Source organism: Cryobacterium glucosi, from assembly GCF_004402235.1.
In the GTDB taxonomy this organism is placed as follows: domain Bacteria; phylum Actinomycetota; class Actinomycetes; order Actinomycetales; family Microbacteriaceae; genus Cryobacterium; species Cryobacterium glucosi.
Genome location: NZ_SOFS01000012.1, coordinates 24004 through 38848 on the forward strand (window position 1 = coordinate 24004; position 14845 = coordinate 38848).

Annotated in this window: 13 protein-coding genes; 3 read left to right on the top strand and 10 right to left on the bottom strand. The window is 69.0% G+C overall.

Features of this window, described 5'->3' with window-relative positions; translation table 11 throughout:
• Window positions 1-49 precede the first annotated feature (49 nt).
• The gene (locus tag E3O46_RS02810; RefSeq protein ID WP_174775110.1) at window positions 50-922 is read left to right on the top strand and encodes a LysR family transcriptional regulator ArgP; all 873 of its coding nucleotides are present in this window, start codon (window positions 50-52) and stop codon (window positions 920-922) included.
• 40 nt (window positions 923-962) lie between these two features.
• On the opposite strand, the gene E3O46_RS02815 is transcribed toward E3O46_RS02810, so the two are convergent.
• Window positions 963-1568 carry a PadR family transcriptional regulator gene (locus E3O46_RS02815; protein WP_134558443.1) on the bottom strand — a complete coding sequence of 202 codons (606 nt, stop codon included), beginning with the start codon at window positions 1566-1568 and terminating at the stop codon, window positions 963-965.
• Between the two features lie 145 nt (window positions 1569-1713).
• Here E3O46_RS02815 and gad point away from each other — a divergent pair, with 145 nt between their 5' ends.
• Complete coding sequence (gad, locus tag E3O46_RS02820; protein WP_370362653.1) at window positions 1714-3111, top strand: glutamate decarboxylase; 1398 nt, start codon at window positions 1714-1716, stop codon at window positions 3109-3111.
• Between the two features lie 95 nt (window positions 3112-3206).
• Entirely contained in the window at window positions 3207-3503 is a 297-nt protein-coding gene (locus E3O46_RS02825) for a putative quinol monooxygenase (protein ID WP_134446454.1), read from the top strand.
• Window positions 3504-3518: 15 nt separating this feature from the next.
• Here the strand turns inward: E3O46_RS02825 and E3O46_RS02830 are convergent, their stop codons facing one another.
• Genes E3O46_RS02830 through E3O46_RS02870 form a run of 9 tightly spaced genes read right to left on the bottom strand, consistent with a single transcriptional unit; the run spans window position 3519 to window position 14653 of the window.
• Window positions 3519-5516, bottom strand: a complete 1998-nt coding sequence (locus E3O46_RS02830; RefSeq protein ID WP_134561066.1) for an APC family permease — start codon at window positions 5514-5516, stop codon at window positions 3519-3521.
• Between the two features lie 2 nt (window positions 5517-5518).
• Window positions 5519-6694: an XdhC family protein gene (locus E3O46_RS02835; protein WP_134446455.1), complete on the bottom strand. Its 1176-nt coding sequence runs from the start codon at window positions 6692-6694 to the stop codon at window positions 5519-5521.
• A 9-nt stretch (window positions 6695-6703) separates the two neighbouring features.
• Entirely contained in the window at window positions 6704-7474 is a 771-nt protein-coding gene (locus E3O46_RS02840) for an SRPBCC family protein (protein ID WP_134561067.1), read from the bottom strand.
• Window positions 7464-8786: a vWA domain-containing protein gene (locus E3O46_RS02845; protein WP_134561068.1), complete on the bottom strand. Its 1323-nt coding sequence runs from the start codon at window positions 8784-8786 to the stop codon at window positions 7464-7466. The genes E3O46_RS02840 and E3O46_RS02845 overlap by 11 nt, the downstream gene beginning before the upstream one ends.
• A gap of 1 nt (window position 8787) precedes the next feature.
• On the bottom strand, window positions 8788-9726 hold the full coding sequence (locus tag E3O46_RS02850; RefSeq protein WP_134561069.1) for an AAA family ATPase: 939 nt from the start codon (window positions 9724-9726) through the stop codon (window positions 8788-8790).
• Between the two features lie 2 nt (window positions 9727-9728).
• Window positions 9729-10733, bottom strand: coding sequence for an XdhC family protein (locus E3O46_RS02855; RefSeq protein WP_134561070.1), 1005 nt, complete (start codon window positions 10731-10733; stop codon window positions 9729-9731).
• An 11-nt stretch (window positions 10734-10744) separates the two neighbouring features.
• A complete protein-coding gene (locus tag E3O46_RS02860; RefSeq protein WP_134561071.1) occupies window positions 10745-13138 on the bottom strand; it encodes an aerobic carbon-monoxide dehydrogenase large subunit in 2394 nt (797 codons plus the stop codon).
• Complete coding sequence (locus E3O46_RS02865; RefSeq protein ID WP_134446460.1) at window positions 13135-13740, bottom strand: (2Fe-2S)-binding protein; 606 nt, start codon at window positions 13738-13740, stop codon at window positions 13135-13137. The genes E3O46_RS02860 and E3O46_RS02865 overlap by 4 nt, the downstream gene beginning before the upstream one ends.
• A gap of 4 nt (window positions 13741-13744) precedes the next feature.
• On the bottom strand, window positions 13745-14653 hold the full coding sequence (locus tag E3O46_RS02870) for an FAD binding domain-containing protein (RefSeq protein ID WP_134561072.1): 909 nt from the start codon (window positions 14651-14653) through the stop codon (window positions 13745-13747).
• Between the last annotated feature and the right edge of the window lie 192 nt (window positions 14654-14845).

Sequence of the window (14845 nt, forward strand, 5' to 3'; positions counted from 1 at the left end):
AAGGATGAGTACAACGAAACTTTCTTAGCAGGCATTAGTCTGGCTAATCATGACGATTGACAATGCGCAGCTCAGGGCCCTCGCGGCGACGATCGATTGTGGCTCCTTCGACCTCGCCGCCGCGACCCTGCACATCACGCCGTCCGCGGTCAGCCAGCGGATCAAGGCCCTCGAGACCTCCGCGGGCCGGGTGCTGGTGCGGCGGACGAAACCGACAGAGATCACGGATGCCGGCCTGCCGTACCTGAGGCTGGCCCGGCAGATCGACGCTCTCGTCCAGGACGTCGTCTCCGGGTCGGAGTCGGAAGCGCGCGCGGGCGTTCCGCTCGCCGTCAACAGCGACTCGCTCGCGACCTGGGTGCTTCCGGCACTCGCCGGCCTGCCCGACTCGATCACCTTCGACGTACGCCGTGAGGACGAGGATCACTCGGCCGAACTGCTGCGCGCGGGAACGGTGATGGCCGCGATCACGACCGACGCGCGTCCGGTGCACGGTTGCTCCGTCACCCGGCTCGGCAGCATGCGTTACCGGCCGATGGCGCACCCGCGCTTCGCCGCTCGATGGTTCGCCGCGGGGCCCACAGCGGATGCGCTGTCCCGCGCGCCCATGGTCGTGTTCGACGCCAAGGACGACCTGCAGGACCGCTTCCTCCGGGGGCGGAGCCGTCGGCCGCTCACGCCTCCCCGGCACTCGATCCCGGGGTCCGCGGACTTCGCGGAGGCCGTCCGCCTCGGGCTGGGCTGGGGCATGGTGCCCAACCAGCAGATCCTCAGCGGCGAGGCCGACGGTGTGCTCGTCGATCTCGCGCCGGGCCGGCACATCGATGTGGTGCTCTACTGGCAGCAGTGGACGCTGCACACGCCCGTCCTCGCGACGATTTACGAGGCGATCCGGGCCGCGGCCGTGGAGCACCTCGACTGAACCCTGTCGCCACCAACCACTGCCGGCAGGGACCTTGCCGTCAGTCGGCGAGGATTCCGTAGAGGGAACGTCGGAGGTCGTCGATCTGGGTGACGGCCTTCGCGCGCTGCTCCGGGGTCGCGGCGAAGCGGAGTTGGTGGATGACGCCCATGAGCTTGGCGACGCTCTCGTGGAGATTCGCTTCGGCTTCGACGCGTGCCGTCGAACTGTCCCAGACGCGGGCAAGGGCGTCCGCGTTCTCGGTGACGTAGGCGCGGCCGGGCTCGCTGAGCTGGAATTCGGTGCCGGTGCCGTCACCGGTCGGGGCGATGAGGCCCTCGTCGACGAGCTGCTGCAGCGTCGGGTACACCGATCCGGGGCTCGGGCGCCATGTGCCTCCCGAGCGCTCGGTGATCTCCTTGATCAGTCCGTAGCCGTTGAAGGGCGCTTCGGAGAGCAGCGAGAGGATGGCGAGGCGGACATCCCCCTTGAGCTTGCGCTGGGCACCCGGCGGCATGAAGCCGCGCGGGCCGAAGCCGCCGAAGCCCGGGCCGAAACCCGGGCCGAAACCGGCTCCGAAACCGGGCCCGGCGCCCCGGCCGAAGCCGCGGCGCTCGTGCCGGTCGCCGGAGTCGTGGGTATGGGGTTCGCGAAAATCGTTGTGCATGGTGGTGTCCAATCGGGAAGCGGGTGGTCGACGGTCGAGAGGATCGGCGATGGCTTAAAGATATATCGGTGAATAGTCCTGAGCAATGACTCTCAGTGAATACGCAGCCGGGAGGTCGAGCGTGATGCGCGGTGAGTGCGGCAGCATGGACCACATGCAGGCCGACCCAGAGTTCAATCCGGAGTTCTTCGAGATCAACCCACTCTTCTCTCGCCCGGGGGAGGACAGCGTTGCGCCGCGGTACGTCCTCGGCGCGGGCCCGATGGAACCGGAGACGGCATACCAGATCATCCACGACGAGATCATGCTCGATGGAAACGCCCGGCTGAACCTCGCCACGTTCGTCGGAACCTGGATGGACGAGCACGCCGGGCGGCTCTACGCGGAGTCCTTCGACAAGAACATCGTCGACAAGGACGAATATCCGCAGACCGCCGCGATCGAGGAGTATTGCTGGCGGATGATCGCCGGCCTCTGGCACGCGCCCGAGCCGATGGAGACCATCGGCACGTCGACGATCGGCTCCTCGGAGGCCTGCATGCTCGGCGGACTCGCCCTGAAACGCCGCTGGCAGCAGGCCAGGCGAGCGGCCGGGAAGCCGACCGCGCAGCCGAACCTCGTGATGAGTTCCGCGGTACAGGTGTGCTGGGAGAAATTCTGCAACTACTGGGACGTCGAGCCTCGATTCGTGCCCATCAGCGAAGAGCATCCGAGCCTGGACGGGCACGACCTGGCGAGCTACGTCGACGAAAATACCATCGGCGTCGTGGCGATCATGGGTGTGACGTACACCGGGGTCTATGAGCCGGTCGCGGCGATCAGCGCCGCCCTCGACGAGATCGAGGCGCGAACCGGAGTGTCCGTTCCCATCCATGTTGACGCGGCCTCCGGCGGGATGATCGCACCCTTCCTGCAGCCGGAGCTCGAGTGGGACTTCCGATTGGTACGGGTGCACTCGATCAACACCTCCGCGCACAAGTACGGCCTTGTCTACCCGGGACTGGGCTGGATCGTCTGGCGGTCGAAGGATTCACTGCCAGAGGACCTGGTCTTCCATGTCAGCTACCTCGGCGGGAGCATGCCCACGTTCGCGCTCAACTTCTCGCGTCCCGGCGCGCAGGTGCTCCTGCAGTACTACCTCTTCCTTCGGCTCGGATTCGACGGCTACCGTGCCGTGCAGCAGTCCGCCCAGGACGTTGCGCGGTACCTCGCGCGCGGCATCGAGAAGATCGGTGCCTTCACACTGTGGAATGACGGGTCGGACATCCCGGTCTTCGCCTGGCGCCTCACCCCCGGCCACACCCGGAACTGGAACCTCTTCCACCTGTCGGACCGGCTGCGCTCCCACGGCTGGCTCGTTCCCGCGTACTGGATGCCCGACAACCTGTCCGAGATGACCGTCCAGCGGATCGTCGTACGGAATGGGCTCAGCATGGACCTCGCTGCGCGCCTGCTCACAGTGATCGAGGAGGAGACGGCGTATCTCGACCGGCTCGAAGGTCCCATGCCCGTCGAGGGGCAGCATCCGGGCTTCACACACTGACTCCTGACGGGTGCCCCCTTGCCGGTTCGGGCGTCTCTTCCTATGCTCACGACGGGACCGCCGCCCAGGCGGGCCGACGTACAGAGGAGAATGCGATGACGCTCAAATACGGTGTGCTGGCTGTCGTTGAGGCCCGGGCCGGGCAGGAACAGGCCGTCGCGGATTTCCTCGCCGGTGCACAGGCACTGGCGGCCGCCGAGCCGGGCACCCGGACCTGGTACGCCTTCCGGGTCAATGACGATACGTTCGGCATCTTCGATACCTTCGACACCGAGGAGGATCGCCAGGCACACCTCACGGGGGCCATCCCGGCAGCGCTCGCCGAACATGGTCCGACCCTGCTCGTGAGGGACCCCGACATCAGCCTGATCGACATCCTCGCCGCCACCTAGTCGACGGCGAACCCCTCAGCCGCCGCCGACGTGGGTGCCCGGACGGCGGAGCGGGTCGGGTTCGACCTCGCGCATGATCTCCCGCACGACGGGGGCGGTGTCGCCCTGGCCGAGCAGGAGGTAGCGCATCAGATGGAAGAGCGGGTTCCCCTCCGACCATTCGAAGTAGACGTGCGGGCGTACCCCGGAGGCATCCCGCAGGGCGAGCAGGATCGCAGCGATGGCGTTCGGCGCCGCCGGGCTCTGCGCGCGCAGCACCCGGTAGCCTTCGATCTCAACTCCCCGGACGTGCACGATCTTGCTGAAGCCGGAGGGGTCGATGACCTCGATCTCGAGGAAGAGCACGTCCGCGGTTCCGGGAACCGGATTCATCCCACGCTGGTCGGCCTCCTTCGCCGCGTACTCGGCGCGGTCGCCGCTCTGGGGCTTGTTCGCGATGATGTTCAGGGCGCCGTCATAGACGAGGGAATCGGCGACGAACTGCCGGGCCATCCCGTCGAATTCGACGCTGTCCACCCGGAGCTCGGTCGTCCGTGTCACGCGTGAGATCAGGGACACGGCGATGATCGCCGCGATGAAGAACACTGAAATCGTGATCCCGTCCGGTTTCTCGACGATGTTCGCGCCGAGGGCGTAGAGGAGCGCGAGCGACAGGACACTGAAGCCGATGCTCGCGCGGCGTTGCCTGCGGCGGACGGCAGAGATGGTCACGGCGACGGCGCCGGACACCATCATGGCGAGGATCCCGGTCGCGTACGCGCCGGCCTGCGCGTTCACATCCGCCCGGAAACCGATCGTGATCAGCACACTCACCCCGGTGTACACGAGTACGACCGGGCGGATGGCGCGGCTCCAGTCCGGCGCCATCCCGTACGACGGCAGATACCGCGGCACGATATTGATCAGTCCGGCCATCGCGGACGCACCCGCGAACCAGAGGATCAGGATGCTGCTCACGTCATAGACGGTCCCGAAGACCTCGCCGACGCGCTCGTGGGCGAGGAAGGCGAGCGCGCGCCCGCTCGCCGCGCCGCCCGCCTCGAACTCGGCCGGTGGGATGAGCACGGTCGTCACGAAGCTGCTCGAGAGCAGGTAGACGCTCATGATGAGGGCCGCGGTCGTGAGGAGCCTGCGGGTGTTGCGGATCCGCGAGGCGAGTCGTTCCTCGGGGCTCCTGCCGTCCGCGGCGACGAGCGGCATCATGCTGACCCCGGTCTCGAAACCCGAGAGACCGAGGACGAGGAGCGGGAACGCGATCACGGCGGGCCCGAGGATATCGCCGAAACCGCTTCCCCGTGCGGTGAGTGCGTCCATCCAGTTCGCGATCACCCCGGGTTCGGTGAAGGCGTCGTGGAGTCCGACGCCGATCACGACTCCATTGAGCAGCAGATACACCGCGACGAGGGGAATGGCGACGGAGACGGCCTCGCTGAAACCGAGCAGGAAGACTCCGCCGAGGATGAGCAGCAGCACGACCGTGATCGGCACGGCCTGGCCCGCGAGGAAGCTCGGCGCAAACGGGTTCTCAAGGATGTGCACCGTCGCATCCGCCGAGGACAGCGTGATCGTGATGATCCAGCTGGTCGCGACGAAGCCGAGCAGGATGAGCACGAATATCTTGCCGCGCCAGAACGGCAGCAGCCGCTCGAGCATCGCGACGGACCCTTGCCCGTGCGGGCTCTCCTTCGCGACGCGGCGATACATCGGCAGCATGCCGAGGAGGGTGAGCGCGACGATGAGCAGGGTCGCAACGGGTGAGAGCGCGCCGGCGGCGAGCGCTGCGATACCGGGCAGGTAGGAGAGGGTCGAGAAGTAGTCGACGCCGGTGAGGCACATCACCTGCCACCAGGGGTGGGTGGATGCCGTCCCCTCTGCGCTCTCGAGACCCACCGGTTGCACCCGGTTGGCCAGGAGCCACCGGCCCAGGGGCCCATATGCTGCCTTCGTGCGGATCGGACTCGGAACGCTCGCGGGGATCTCGGGACGAACTGCACGGCCCGGAGTCTGGTCCATGGTCACACGAGCTTTCGGGCGTCATCCTCGTCGCGCACGTCGACGATGTCGTGGGCGGCCAGGTCGTGGTGGATCGGTGTCCGGCGGTCGCCGAGCGGTTCACCGGTGCCACCCCACATTCCGGAGATGACCTCGGCCATGATCGAGACCGCGGTCTCCTCCGGCGTGCGGGCGCCGAGATCGAGGCCGATCGGGCTGTGCAGCCGCGCCAGTGCGACCTCGGGCACGGCTGCCGCGCGCAGCCGGTCCAGGCGGTCGTCGTGGGTGCGCAGGGAACCCATGGCGCCGACATAGGCGAGGTTGTCGTCGGAGAGGGCCAGCTCGAGGAGAGGGACGTCGAACTTCGGATCGTGGGTGAGCACGCAGACGACGGTGCGCGCGTCGAGGAGGCCGGCGGCATTCTGCTCGGCGAAGTAGCGGTGCGGCCAGGCCACGACGACCTCGTCGGCTCCGGGGAACCGTGCAGGAGTCGCGAACACGGCGCGGGCATCGCACACGGTGACCCGGTACCCGAGGAAGTCGGCCAGCCGGGTCAGGGCCGCGGCGAAGTCGACAGCGCCGAACACGAGCATCCGTGGCCGCGGGGCGAAGCTCGTGACGAAGACGCGTAGTTCAGCGCCGTCGCGTTCTCCGTCCGGCCCGTAGCCGATCGTCGAGGTGCGTCCCGCCGCCAGGAGGCCGCGGGCATCGTCGCCCACGACGTGGGTGAGCCGTTCGGAACCGAGGTCTCCGGTCACCCCGTCGCCGCGCACGATGAGGTGACGGCCGAGGATGCGGGGGTCGGGGTGCTCGATGACGGTCACGATACCGACCGGAACGGACGTCGCGAGGTCGCGCAGGACTGTGTCGAGCTCCGCGAAGGTCTCGCGGGAGACCGGTTCGACGAAGACGTCGAGGATGCCGCCGCAGGTCAGGCCGACCGCGAAGGCGTCGTCGTCGCTGATGCCGTAGCGCACGAGGGCCGGCCGTCCGGTGCGGATCACCTCCTGCGCGAGTTCGTAGACGGCGCCCTCGACGCAGCCTCCCGATACCGAACCGACGACGGCGCCGTCGCTCGTGACGAGCATCGATGCTCCTGCGGGCCGGGGCGCGGAGTGGAACGTGCGTACGACCGTGGCGAGCGCCGCCGTCCGCCCGCGTTCCCAGGCGGGAACCAGTTCTTCGATGACGTCACGCATTGCGGAGTCTCACGGTCGGCGCCCCTGGCGGATGTCTGCGGCCGAGCGGGCTGCACCGTGCCGGCCGAGCCGGTAGCCGACGAAGCCGACGACGGCGAGCAGGCCGAGAAGCGTGGCCGGGTTGCTGAGGCGCTGCATGATCATCGCCCTGGCGAAGCTGAAGGCGTCGAGGCTCGATCCGGCGGCCGGAGGCGGCGGAGTCCTGGGAACCGGCCGGGCGGGAACATCCGCCGGGTGCGCGATGCCGATCGGTGCCGTCGCGCCCGGCTCGGCGTCCACGGGCACGGTGTTCGCAGGCACGGTGTTCGCAGGCCCGGTGTCCGCCGGCGCGGGGGCCTCGCTCAGCATCGCCTGGAGGTTCTCGGCGAAGAGCGCCATCATCTGGTCGGTGACACTGCCGATGATGCTCTTGCCCATCACGGCGACCTTCCCGGAGAGGTCGACGTCGGCGTTCACGGTGCCGTGGGTCGTCCCGTCCGCCTCGGTGAGCACGAGCGTCGCCGTGCCCTGCGCGGTGCCCTGGCCGCGCGCCTCCTGGGCGCGCCCCTCGAAGACCGCCCGGTGGGCGTCTGCATCCCGCTCGATCACGTTCATCATTCCTTTGTACTGCATTGCCACAGGTCCGAGCTTCACCTTCATGCCGACCTGATAGGCGTCGTCGGAGAGACGGTTCAGGATCTGCGCTCCCGGTACGCAACCGGCGACACGTTCGAAGTCCATCAGGGTCGCCCAGACCTCCTCGATCGGCGCGGTGACGGAAAAGGTGCTGTCAAGCTGCATGGTCATGTCCTTTGGTCGTCGGGTGGGGTCGAGTACGGGGATCGGTGCTGGATGCGGTGCCGGGACGAGTGCGGGGGTCGAGCCGTTCCGCGCGGATCAGGTCGGCGAGTTCGCCGAGCGCCGCGTAACTGTGGCCGCTCACGATGGCGTCGATGTAGGGCAGGGCGGCGTTCATCCCTCCGACGAGCGGCTGGAATCCGGGAGCGACCGTACGCGGGTTGACCCAGACGATCCGGTACGCGAGGCGGCGCAGACGGGCCATCTGGTCGGCAACGAAAGCGGGGTCGTCGAGGGCCCAACCGTCGGAGAGCACCACGATCACAGCGCCCCTGGCCAGTCCGCGCCGACCGTGGTCGTCGATGAACCGGCGGATGCTGTCGCCGAGCCGGGTGCCGCCGGCCCAGTCCGAGGAGCTCGCCGCGGCGTTCGCGAGCGCGGCGTCCGCATCCCGGACGGCGAGTTGGCGGGTCAGCCGGGTCAGCCCGGTCGAGAAGACGAAGGCCTCCGCGTGCGCGCCCGCAACGGCGCCCTGGAGCAGGGTGAGGAACACCCGGGTGTACGGTTCCATCGACGCCGACACATCGCAGAGCAGGACGAGCCTGCGCGGTTGTTCCCTGCGGCGGGAGGAGACCAGAAGGATCGGCTCCTCGCCGGTGCGGTGTGCGGCCCGGACGGTGCGCCTCAGGTCGAGCCGGGCACCCTCCGCCCGGGTCGGCCGAACCCGCCTGCTGCGCCGAAGCGGGGTCGAGAGCGAGATCCGGCGCACGAGGTTCCGAACCTGCTCTGTCTCCTCAGCGCTCAGGAGCGAAAACGAGGTCTCGTGCAGGCGGCGTTCGAGCGAGGCGAGCATCAGGATCGTCTCGCGTTCGACGGCGCCCGGATCTGAGGGCCCTGCTGCGAGAGCAGGCGTCGGAGCCCGGGTCTCTGGTCCTTCGCGCGGTTCCTGCCGTCTTGCGGCGAGGTCGTCGTGTGGCGCCGGGCGGGTCCTGGCCTGCGAGCCGATGGCCGGCGGCGCGTTCGGGTCACCGCGCTGGTCCGCCGGGTCGAGCAGGCCGTCGAAGACGGCAGAGAAGACCGCGTCGAACACCGGCAACTGGTCTCTCGACGAGAGGAGCACGATGCGGCACGTCCAATAGAGTGCCGAGCGATGGGTCGGCGGCACCACCTGGACCGCGTCAGCGAGCCGGGCAGCCCCGTCGACCGAAACCGGCAGGCCCGCGCGGCGGAGCGCGGTGACGAACCCCGCGGCGAATGCGGCCGGTTCAACCCGCGGGGCGGCATCCGCCGGTGCGCGCTCGGTGATCTCTGCCATGTCAGCTCCCGGCCATCCAGTCGGCCCCGCGCACGAGCGCGAGATCGAGGTCGTCCCTGTTCTTGATCAGGGAACCCCAGGTCTGGGCGACGTACTGCGGATCAAGACGGTCGGCCCCGAGAACGGCGAGCGCAGCCGCCCAGTCGATGACCTCGGCGATGCCGGGTGGTTTGACGAGGTCGAGGGAGCGCAACCGGGTGATCGCGGTCGCGGCGTCGAGGGCGAGGCGTTCGGTACTGCCGGGCACCCGGCGGCGCACGATCTCGGCGATCCGTTCCGGGCTCGGGTAGTCGATCCAGTGGTACAGACACCGCCGGGTGAGGGCGTCGTGCAGGTCGCGGGTGCGGTTCGAAGTCAGGATCACGATCGGCGGCACCGCGGCCCTGATCGTGCCGAGCTCGGGGATCGTCACGGCGGCCTCGGCGAGGAGTTCGAGGGTGAAGGCTTCGAACTCGGCGTCCGCACGATCGATCTCGTCGAGCAGCAGCACGGCGGGCCGGGGACCGGGGTGTTCGATGGCCTGCAGGAGGGGGCGTCGCAGCAGGTACTCCGGCCCGAACAGCGCATCCTCGTCGATCCCTGATCCGCTGGCCTCCGCGAGCCGGATCGCGAGGAGCTGGCGCGGGTAGTTCCACTCGTAGAGGGCCTCGCCCGCGTCGATGCCCTCGTAACACTGGAGCCGGAACAGGGGCGTGTCGAGAGCCCTCGCGAGCGCCTTGGCCGCCTCGGTCTTACCGACACCCGGTTCGCCCTCGAGCAGGATCGGCTGCGGCAGGCGTACCGCGAGGAAGAGGGCCGTCGCGAGGCCTTCGTCTGCGAGGTAGTCCTCCGCGGCGAGCGCAGCCTGCAGTGCAGGCACGTCAGGGACCAGTGCCCGGACAGCGGACGTCGCCCCGCCCCTGGCCGGGCTCGAGGGGATTCCCTCAACGCTCGGTGCCATGGTCAGTGCTCCACGGTCGAGGTGTGGACGTGGGTCTTCGTGAGGGCGAAGCGCTCTGGATCTGCGACGAAGGCCGCGCGACAGCCGGGGGAGCAGAAGTAGTGTGTTGCCCCCGCGTGCTCGTAGTGCAGGCTCGTGGGCAGGGCGGCAACCGTCATCCCGCAGACCGGATCGATGGCGCTCGGAGGCTCCAACGTCGCGTCGGCCTCCCCCGGGGACACCGGGAGCGGCAGGGCCCCCGCGGCCCCGGCGAGCCCCGCCGACCGGAGCCTGAAACGTTCGGCGACGAGTTGCGCGAAGACCGACACCGCGATCTCGCCGGGGGTCCGGCCGCCGAGGTCGAGTCCCGCAGGGTTGAACACCCTGGCGCGTTGCTCGGCGTCGACGTTGAGGGAGGCGAGCACTGCGGCGCCCCGGGTGGGGCTCGCGACGAGCGCGACATAGGGCACCCCCGCGCGGAGGGCCGCCTCGAGGGCGGGTTCCTCTTCCCGGCCATGGGACGCGACGATGAGTGCGGCGTCGTCCCGGCGCGGTGACGTGGCCGTGCCGGGGGCGCCGATCGTCTCGCTGAGCTCGACGTCGAAGCCGAGGTCGACCCCGATCGTGGCGAGGGCCCGCGCGACCGGTGTCGCGCCGACGACGATGACCCGCGGTGCCGGATGCCACGGCTCGAGGAAGATCTCGACAGCGCCCCCGCTGAGGCACGGGTTCCGCACCTCGACAGCGCCGTCCTCCGCCACGCCGGACGGGTCTCCTGGCACGACCCGGAGCAGGAGGGGCTCGCGTGCGGCGAGTTGCCTGAGCCCGTAGTACCGAACGGATGCCTCGACGCAGGCACCGCCGACGAACCCGTCGATCCGGCCGGCGGCATCCACAACGGCGGTGTCGCCGGCGTGTGCGCTCGTCGGACGCTGGGCGCGTACGACGGTGGCGCGGACGAACGGCTCGCGGCGTTCGGTGAGTTCGTGCGCCCTGCGGGCGAGGGCGTCCGGAATCGGTGGTGGCATCGGCACGGCAATCAGATCGGCGGGCGGGGACGACCCTGGATGGCCGCCCACACCCGTGCCGGCGTGCACGGCATGTCCATGTGCGTGATCCCGAACGGGGCGAGGGCGTCGACGACCGCGTTGACGATCGCGGGGGGTGAACCGACCGTCGCGGACTCTCCGATGCCCTTCGCTCCGATCGGGTGGTGCGGCGAGGGGGTCACGGTGTACCCGGTCTCCCAGTCCGGCACCTCCATCGCCGTCGGGATGAGGTAGTCCATGAAGGAGCCGCCGAGGTTGTTGCCCGATTCGTCGAATTCGATGAACTGCATGAGCGCCATGCCGACGCCGTCGGTCAGGCCCCCGTGCACCTGCCCCTCGATGATCATCGGGTTGATCCGGGTACCGCAGTCGTCGACGGCGACGAACCGGCGCACCGTGACGTGCCCGGTGCCGGGGTCGACGTCGACGACGCAGATGTAGGCGCCGAAGGGGAAGGTCAGGTTCGGCGGGTCGTAGGTCACTTCGGCGTCGAGGTTGCCGTCGATCCCTTCCGGCAGGGCTACGGTGCCGTATGCGCCCATCGCGATCTCGGCGATGGTCTTGCCGACACTCGGGTCGCCCTTGACGAACCAGCGGCCCTTCTCCCATTCGAGGTCTTCCGGGCGGGTCTCGAGCATGGCGGCGGCGATGAACCGGGCCTTCTCGCGCACCTTGCGGGCGACGAGGGCCACGGCGGCGCCACTGACCGGGGTCGACCGGCTGCCATAGGTGCCGAGGCCGAACGGCGTCTGGTCGGTGTCGCCGTGCACGACGTCGATATCCTCCGGCGGGATGCCGATCTCCTCGGCGACGATCTGGGCGAAGGTCGTCTCGTGGCCCTGGCCCTGGCTCTGCACCGAGATGCGTACCACCGCCTTGCCGGTCGGGTGCACGCGCAGTTCCGCGCCGTCGTTCATGCCGAGGCCGACGATGTCCATGTGCTTGCGCGGGCCGGCACCGACCGTTTCGGTGAAGAACGAGATACCGATGCCCATCAGTTCGCCGCGGTCGCGTTTGGCTTGCTGCTCCCGGCGCAGGTCGTCGTACCCGGCCATCTTCATCGAGAGCCGCAGTGCACGCTCGTAGTCGCCGGAGTCGTACTCCCAGCCGGTCTTGTTCGGATAGGGGAACTGCTCCGGCTTGATCAGGTTCTTCAGGCGCAGTTCCGCCGGGTCCATCTCGAGCTTCGCGGCGAGGATGTCGACGAGCCGCTCCACGAGGTAGACGGCCTCTGTGACCCGGAAGGAGCACGCATATGCGACACCGCCGGGCGCCTTGTTCGTGTAGACGCCGGTTACCGAGCAGTGCGCGGCCTGGAGGTCGTAGCTTCCGGTGAAGATGTGGAAGAAGCCGGCGGGGTATTTCGTGGGCTGCGCCGTGGCGTTGAAGGCACCGTGGTCTGCGAGGACCTTGGTGCGCACGGCGAGGATCCTGCCGTCTTTCGTCGCGGCGATCTCGCCCTGCATGATGTAGTCGCGGGCAAAGGAGGTCGACATCAGGTTCTCCGAGCGGTCCTCCATCCATTTCACCGGTTTGCCGGTCACGATCGAGCCGACGACGGCGAGGATGTAGCCCGGGTAGATTCCGACCTTGTTGCCGAAGCCGCCGCCGATGTCGGGGGAGACGATCCGGATCTTGTGCTCCGGGATGCCCGCGACCATGGCGAACAGGGTCCGGTGGGCGTGCGGGGCCTGGCTCGTCTCGTAGAGTGTGAGCTTGCCGGTCACCGCGTCGAAGTCTGCGACGGCGCCGCAGGTCTCCATGGGAGCCGGGTGCGATCGCGGGTAGACGATCTCCTGGCTGACGACGACGTCTGCTGCGGCGAAGACGGCATCCGTCTCGGCCTTGTTGCCTGCCTCCCAGTCGAAGATGTGGTTGTCGGTGCGCCCTTCCATCTCGTCGCGCACGACCGGTGCGTCTGCGTCGAGCGCCTTCCTGGCGTCGACGACAGGCGGGAGCACGTCGTAGTCGACCTCGATGAGTTCGAGTGCGTCCCGGGCGGCGTAGCGGTCCTCCGCGACGACGAAGGCGACCTCCTGGCCCTGGAAGCGCACCTTGTCGGTCACGAGCACCGCCTGCACGTCGGCGGAGAGGGTCGGCGCCCACGCGAGGCCGAGGCCGAGCAGGTCGGCCCCCGTGATGACGGCGACGACGCCCGGGTGGGCGAGGGCTGCGGTCGTGTCGATCGAGACGAGCCGGGCGTGCGCGACCGGTGAGCGCAGGATCGCGCCGTGCAGCATTCCGGGCAGCGTGATGTCGTCGACGTAGTGGCCGCGGCCGCGCACGAAACGGGGGTCTTCCTTGCGTTGCAGCCGGCCGTAGCCGATCGGGCGGCCCTCGTCGTCCGCCGCCGGGTTGGGTGCGTGTTCCTGCAGGATGGTCATGCGGTCACCTCTTCCGGTTCCGTCTGCGAGGCCGGGATCGCCCTGGCCGCTTCCGCGGCGGCGGCGCCCGGTTCCGTGGTCGTGCCCGCCGAGTCGTCGAGCGCTGCGGGGTCGCCACCTGCGGCATCCGCTTCGGTCATGCCCGCCGGGTGGTCTGCTGCCCAGTGCACCGAACGGACGATCGTCGCGTAGCCGGTGCAGCGGCAGATCTGCCCCGAGATCGCCCGGCGGATCTCGGTGTCGTCTGGGTGAGGGTTCACGTCGAGGAGAGCGCGGGCGGTGAGCATCATGCCGGGGGTGCAGAACCCGCACTGCAGCCCGTGTTCCTCCATGAAGCCCTGCTGCACGGGGTCGAGGGTGCCACCGGTGGCGAGGCCTTCGACCGTCGTGATCGCATGACCATCGGCCATCGCCGCGAGCACGGTGCACGACTTCACCGGCTGCCCGTCCATGAGCACGACGCAGGTACCGCAGTTGGAGGTGTCGCAGCCCCAGTGGGTTCCGGTGAGCCTCAACACGTCGCGGATGTAGTGCACGAGCAGGACGCGCGGTTCGACCTCGTTGGTCACGTCGGTCCCGTTCACCGTCATGGTGATCTGCATGGATTCAGCCTTCCTGCGGTGTGGTGGGGTGCCCGGTCGCGCCGGCGAACTCCGCGACACGATCTGTCGCGCGGCGCAGGACGCGGCGGGTGAGCTCGTCGGCGAGGTGCCGCTTGTAGTCGACCGGTCCGCGCTGGTCGGCGACCGGGTCGGCCGCGAGTGCTGCGAGGCGGCCGGCCTCGATGAAGAGCTGCTCGCCGGGGCGTTCACCGCGGAGCAGCTCCGTGACCGCGCCGACGGTGCCGTCGAGCCCCACGGCGGTCAGGCCGACGGATGCCTCCGCGATCGTGCCGTCCTCCGCGAACGAGAGCGCGGCTCCTGCCGCGGCGACGGCCCAGTCGCCGACCCTGCGCTCGACCTTTTCGTATGCGCTTCCTGAGCGCGGCCGGATCGGGATGCGCACTTCGCAGAGCAGCTCATCCGCGGCGACCGCCGTCTCGTAGGCTCCGCGATGGAACTCGGTCATGGTCAGCATCCGCTCGCCGAGGGGACCGCGAACGATCGCCTCGGCACCGAGCACATCGCAGACGGTCGCGAGGTCCTCCGCAGGATCGGCCTGGCAGAGCGAACCTCCGATCGTGCCGCGATTGCGGACGATCGGGTCTGCGATCACTCGCTCGGCGTCGCCGACGATCGGGAAGAGCGCGGCGATCTCAGCTGACTCGAGGAGGGTCGTGTGCCGGGTGAGGGCGCCGATCCGCAACCGGTCTCCGTCCCGCAGCACGAAGTCGAGTTCGAACAGGTCGTTGATGTCGATGAGCCATTCCGGCCTGGCCAGCCGGAGCTTCATCATCGGCAACAGGCTGTGACCGCCCGCGATGATGCGGGCCTCGGGGCCGTACCGGGAGAGCAGTGCGATGGCGTCGTCGACCGTGTCGGCGCGGGCGTATTCGAATGGTGCCGGAATTTGCACGGACCCTCCCCATTGAGGCATGCCCTGCGGAATGGGGGGCACTGGATGCCACACATAGTGGCCCCGGGCCCCAGCGAAGTCAATGACCCGCCGATCGGGCATTTCCTTTCGGTTCATGGCAAAGACCTAGACAACGCACAGGCTTCGGATTAATCTGCCAGCGTCGGCACCCGTGTGTGTGCCGGCCTCCCC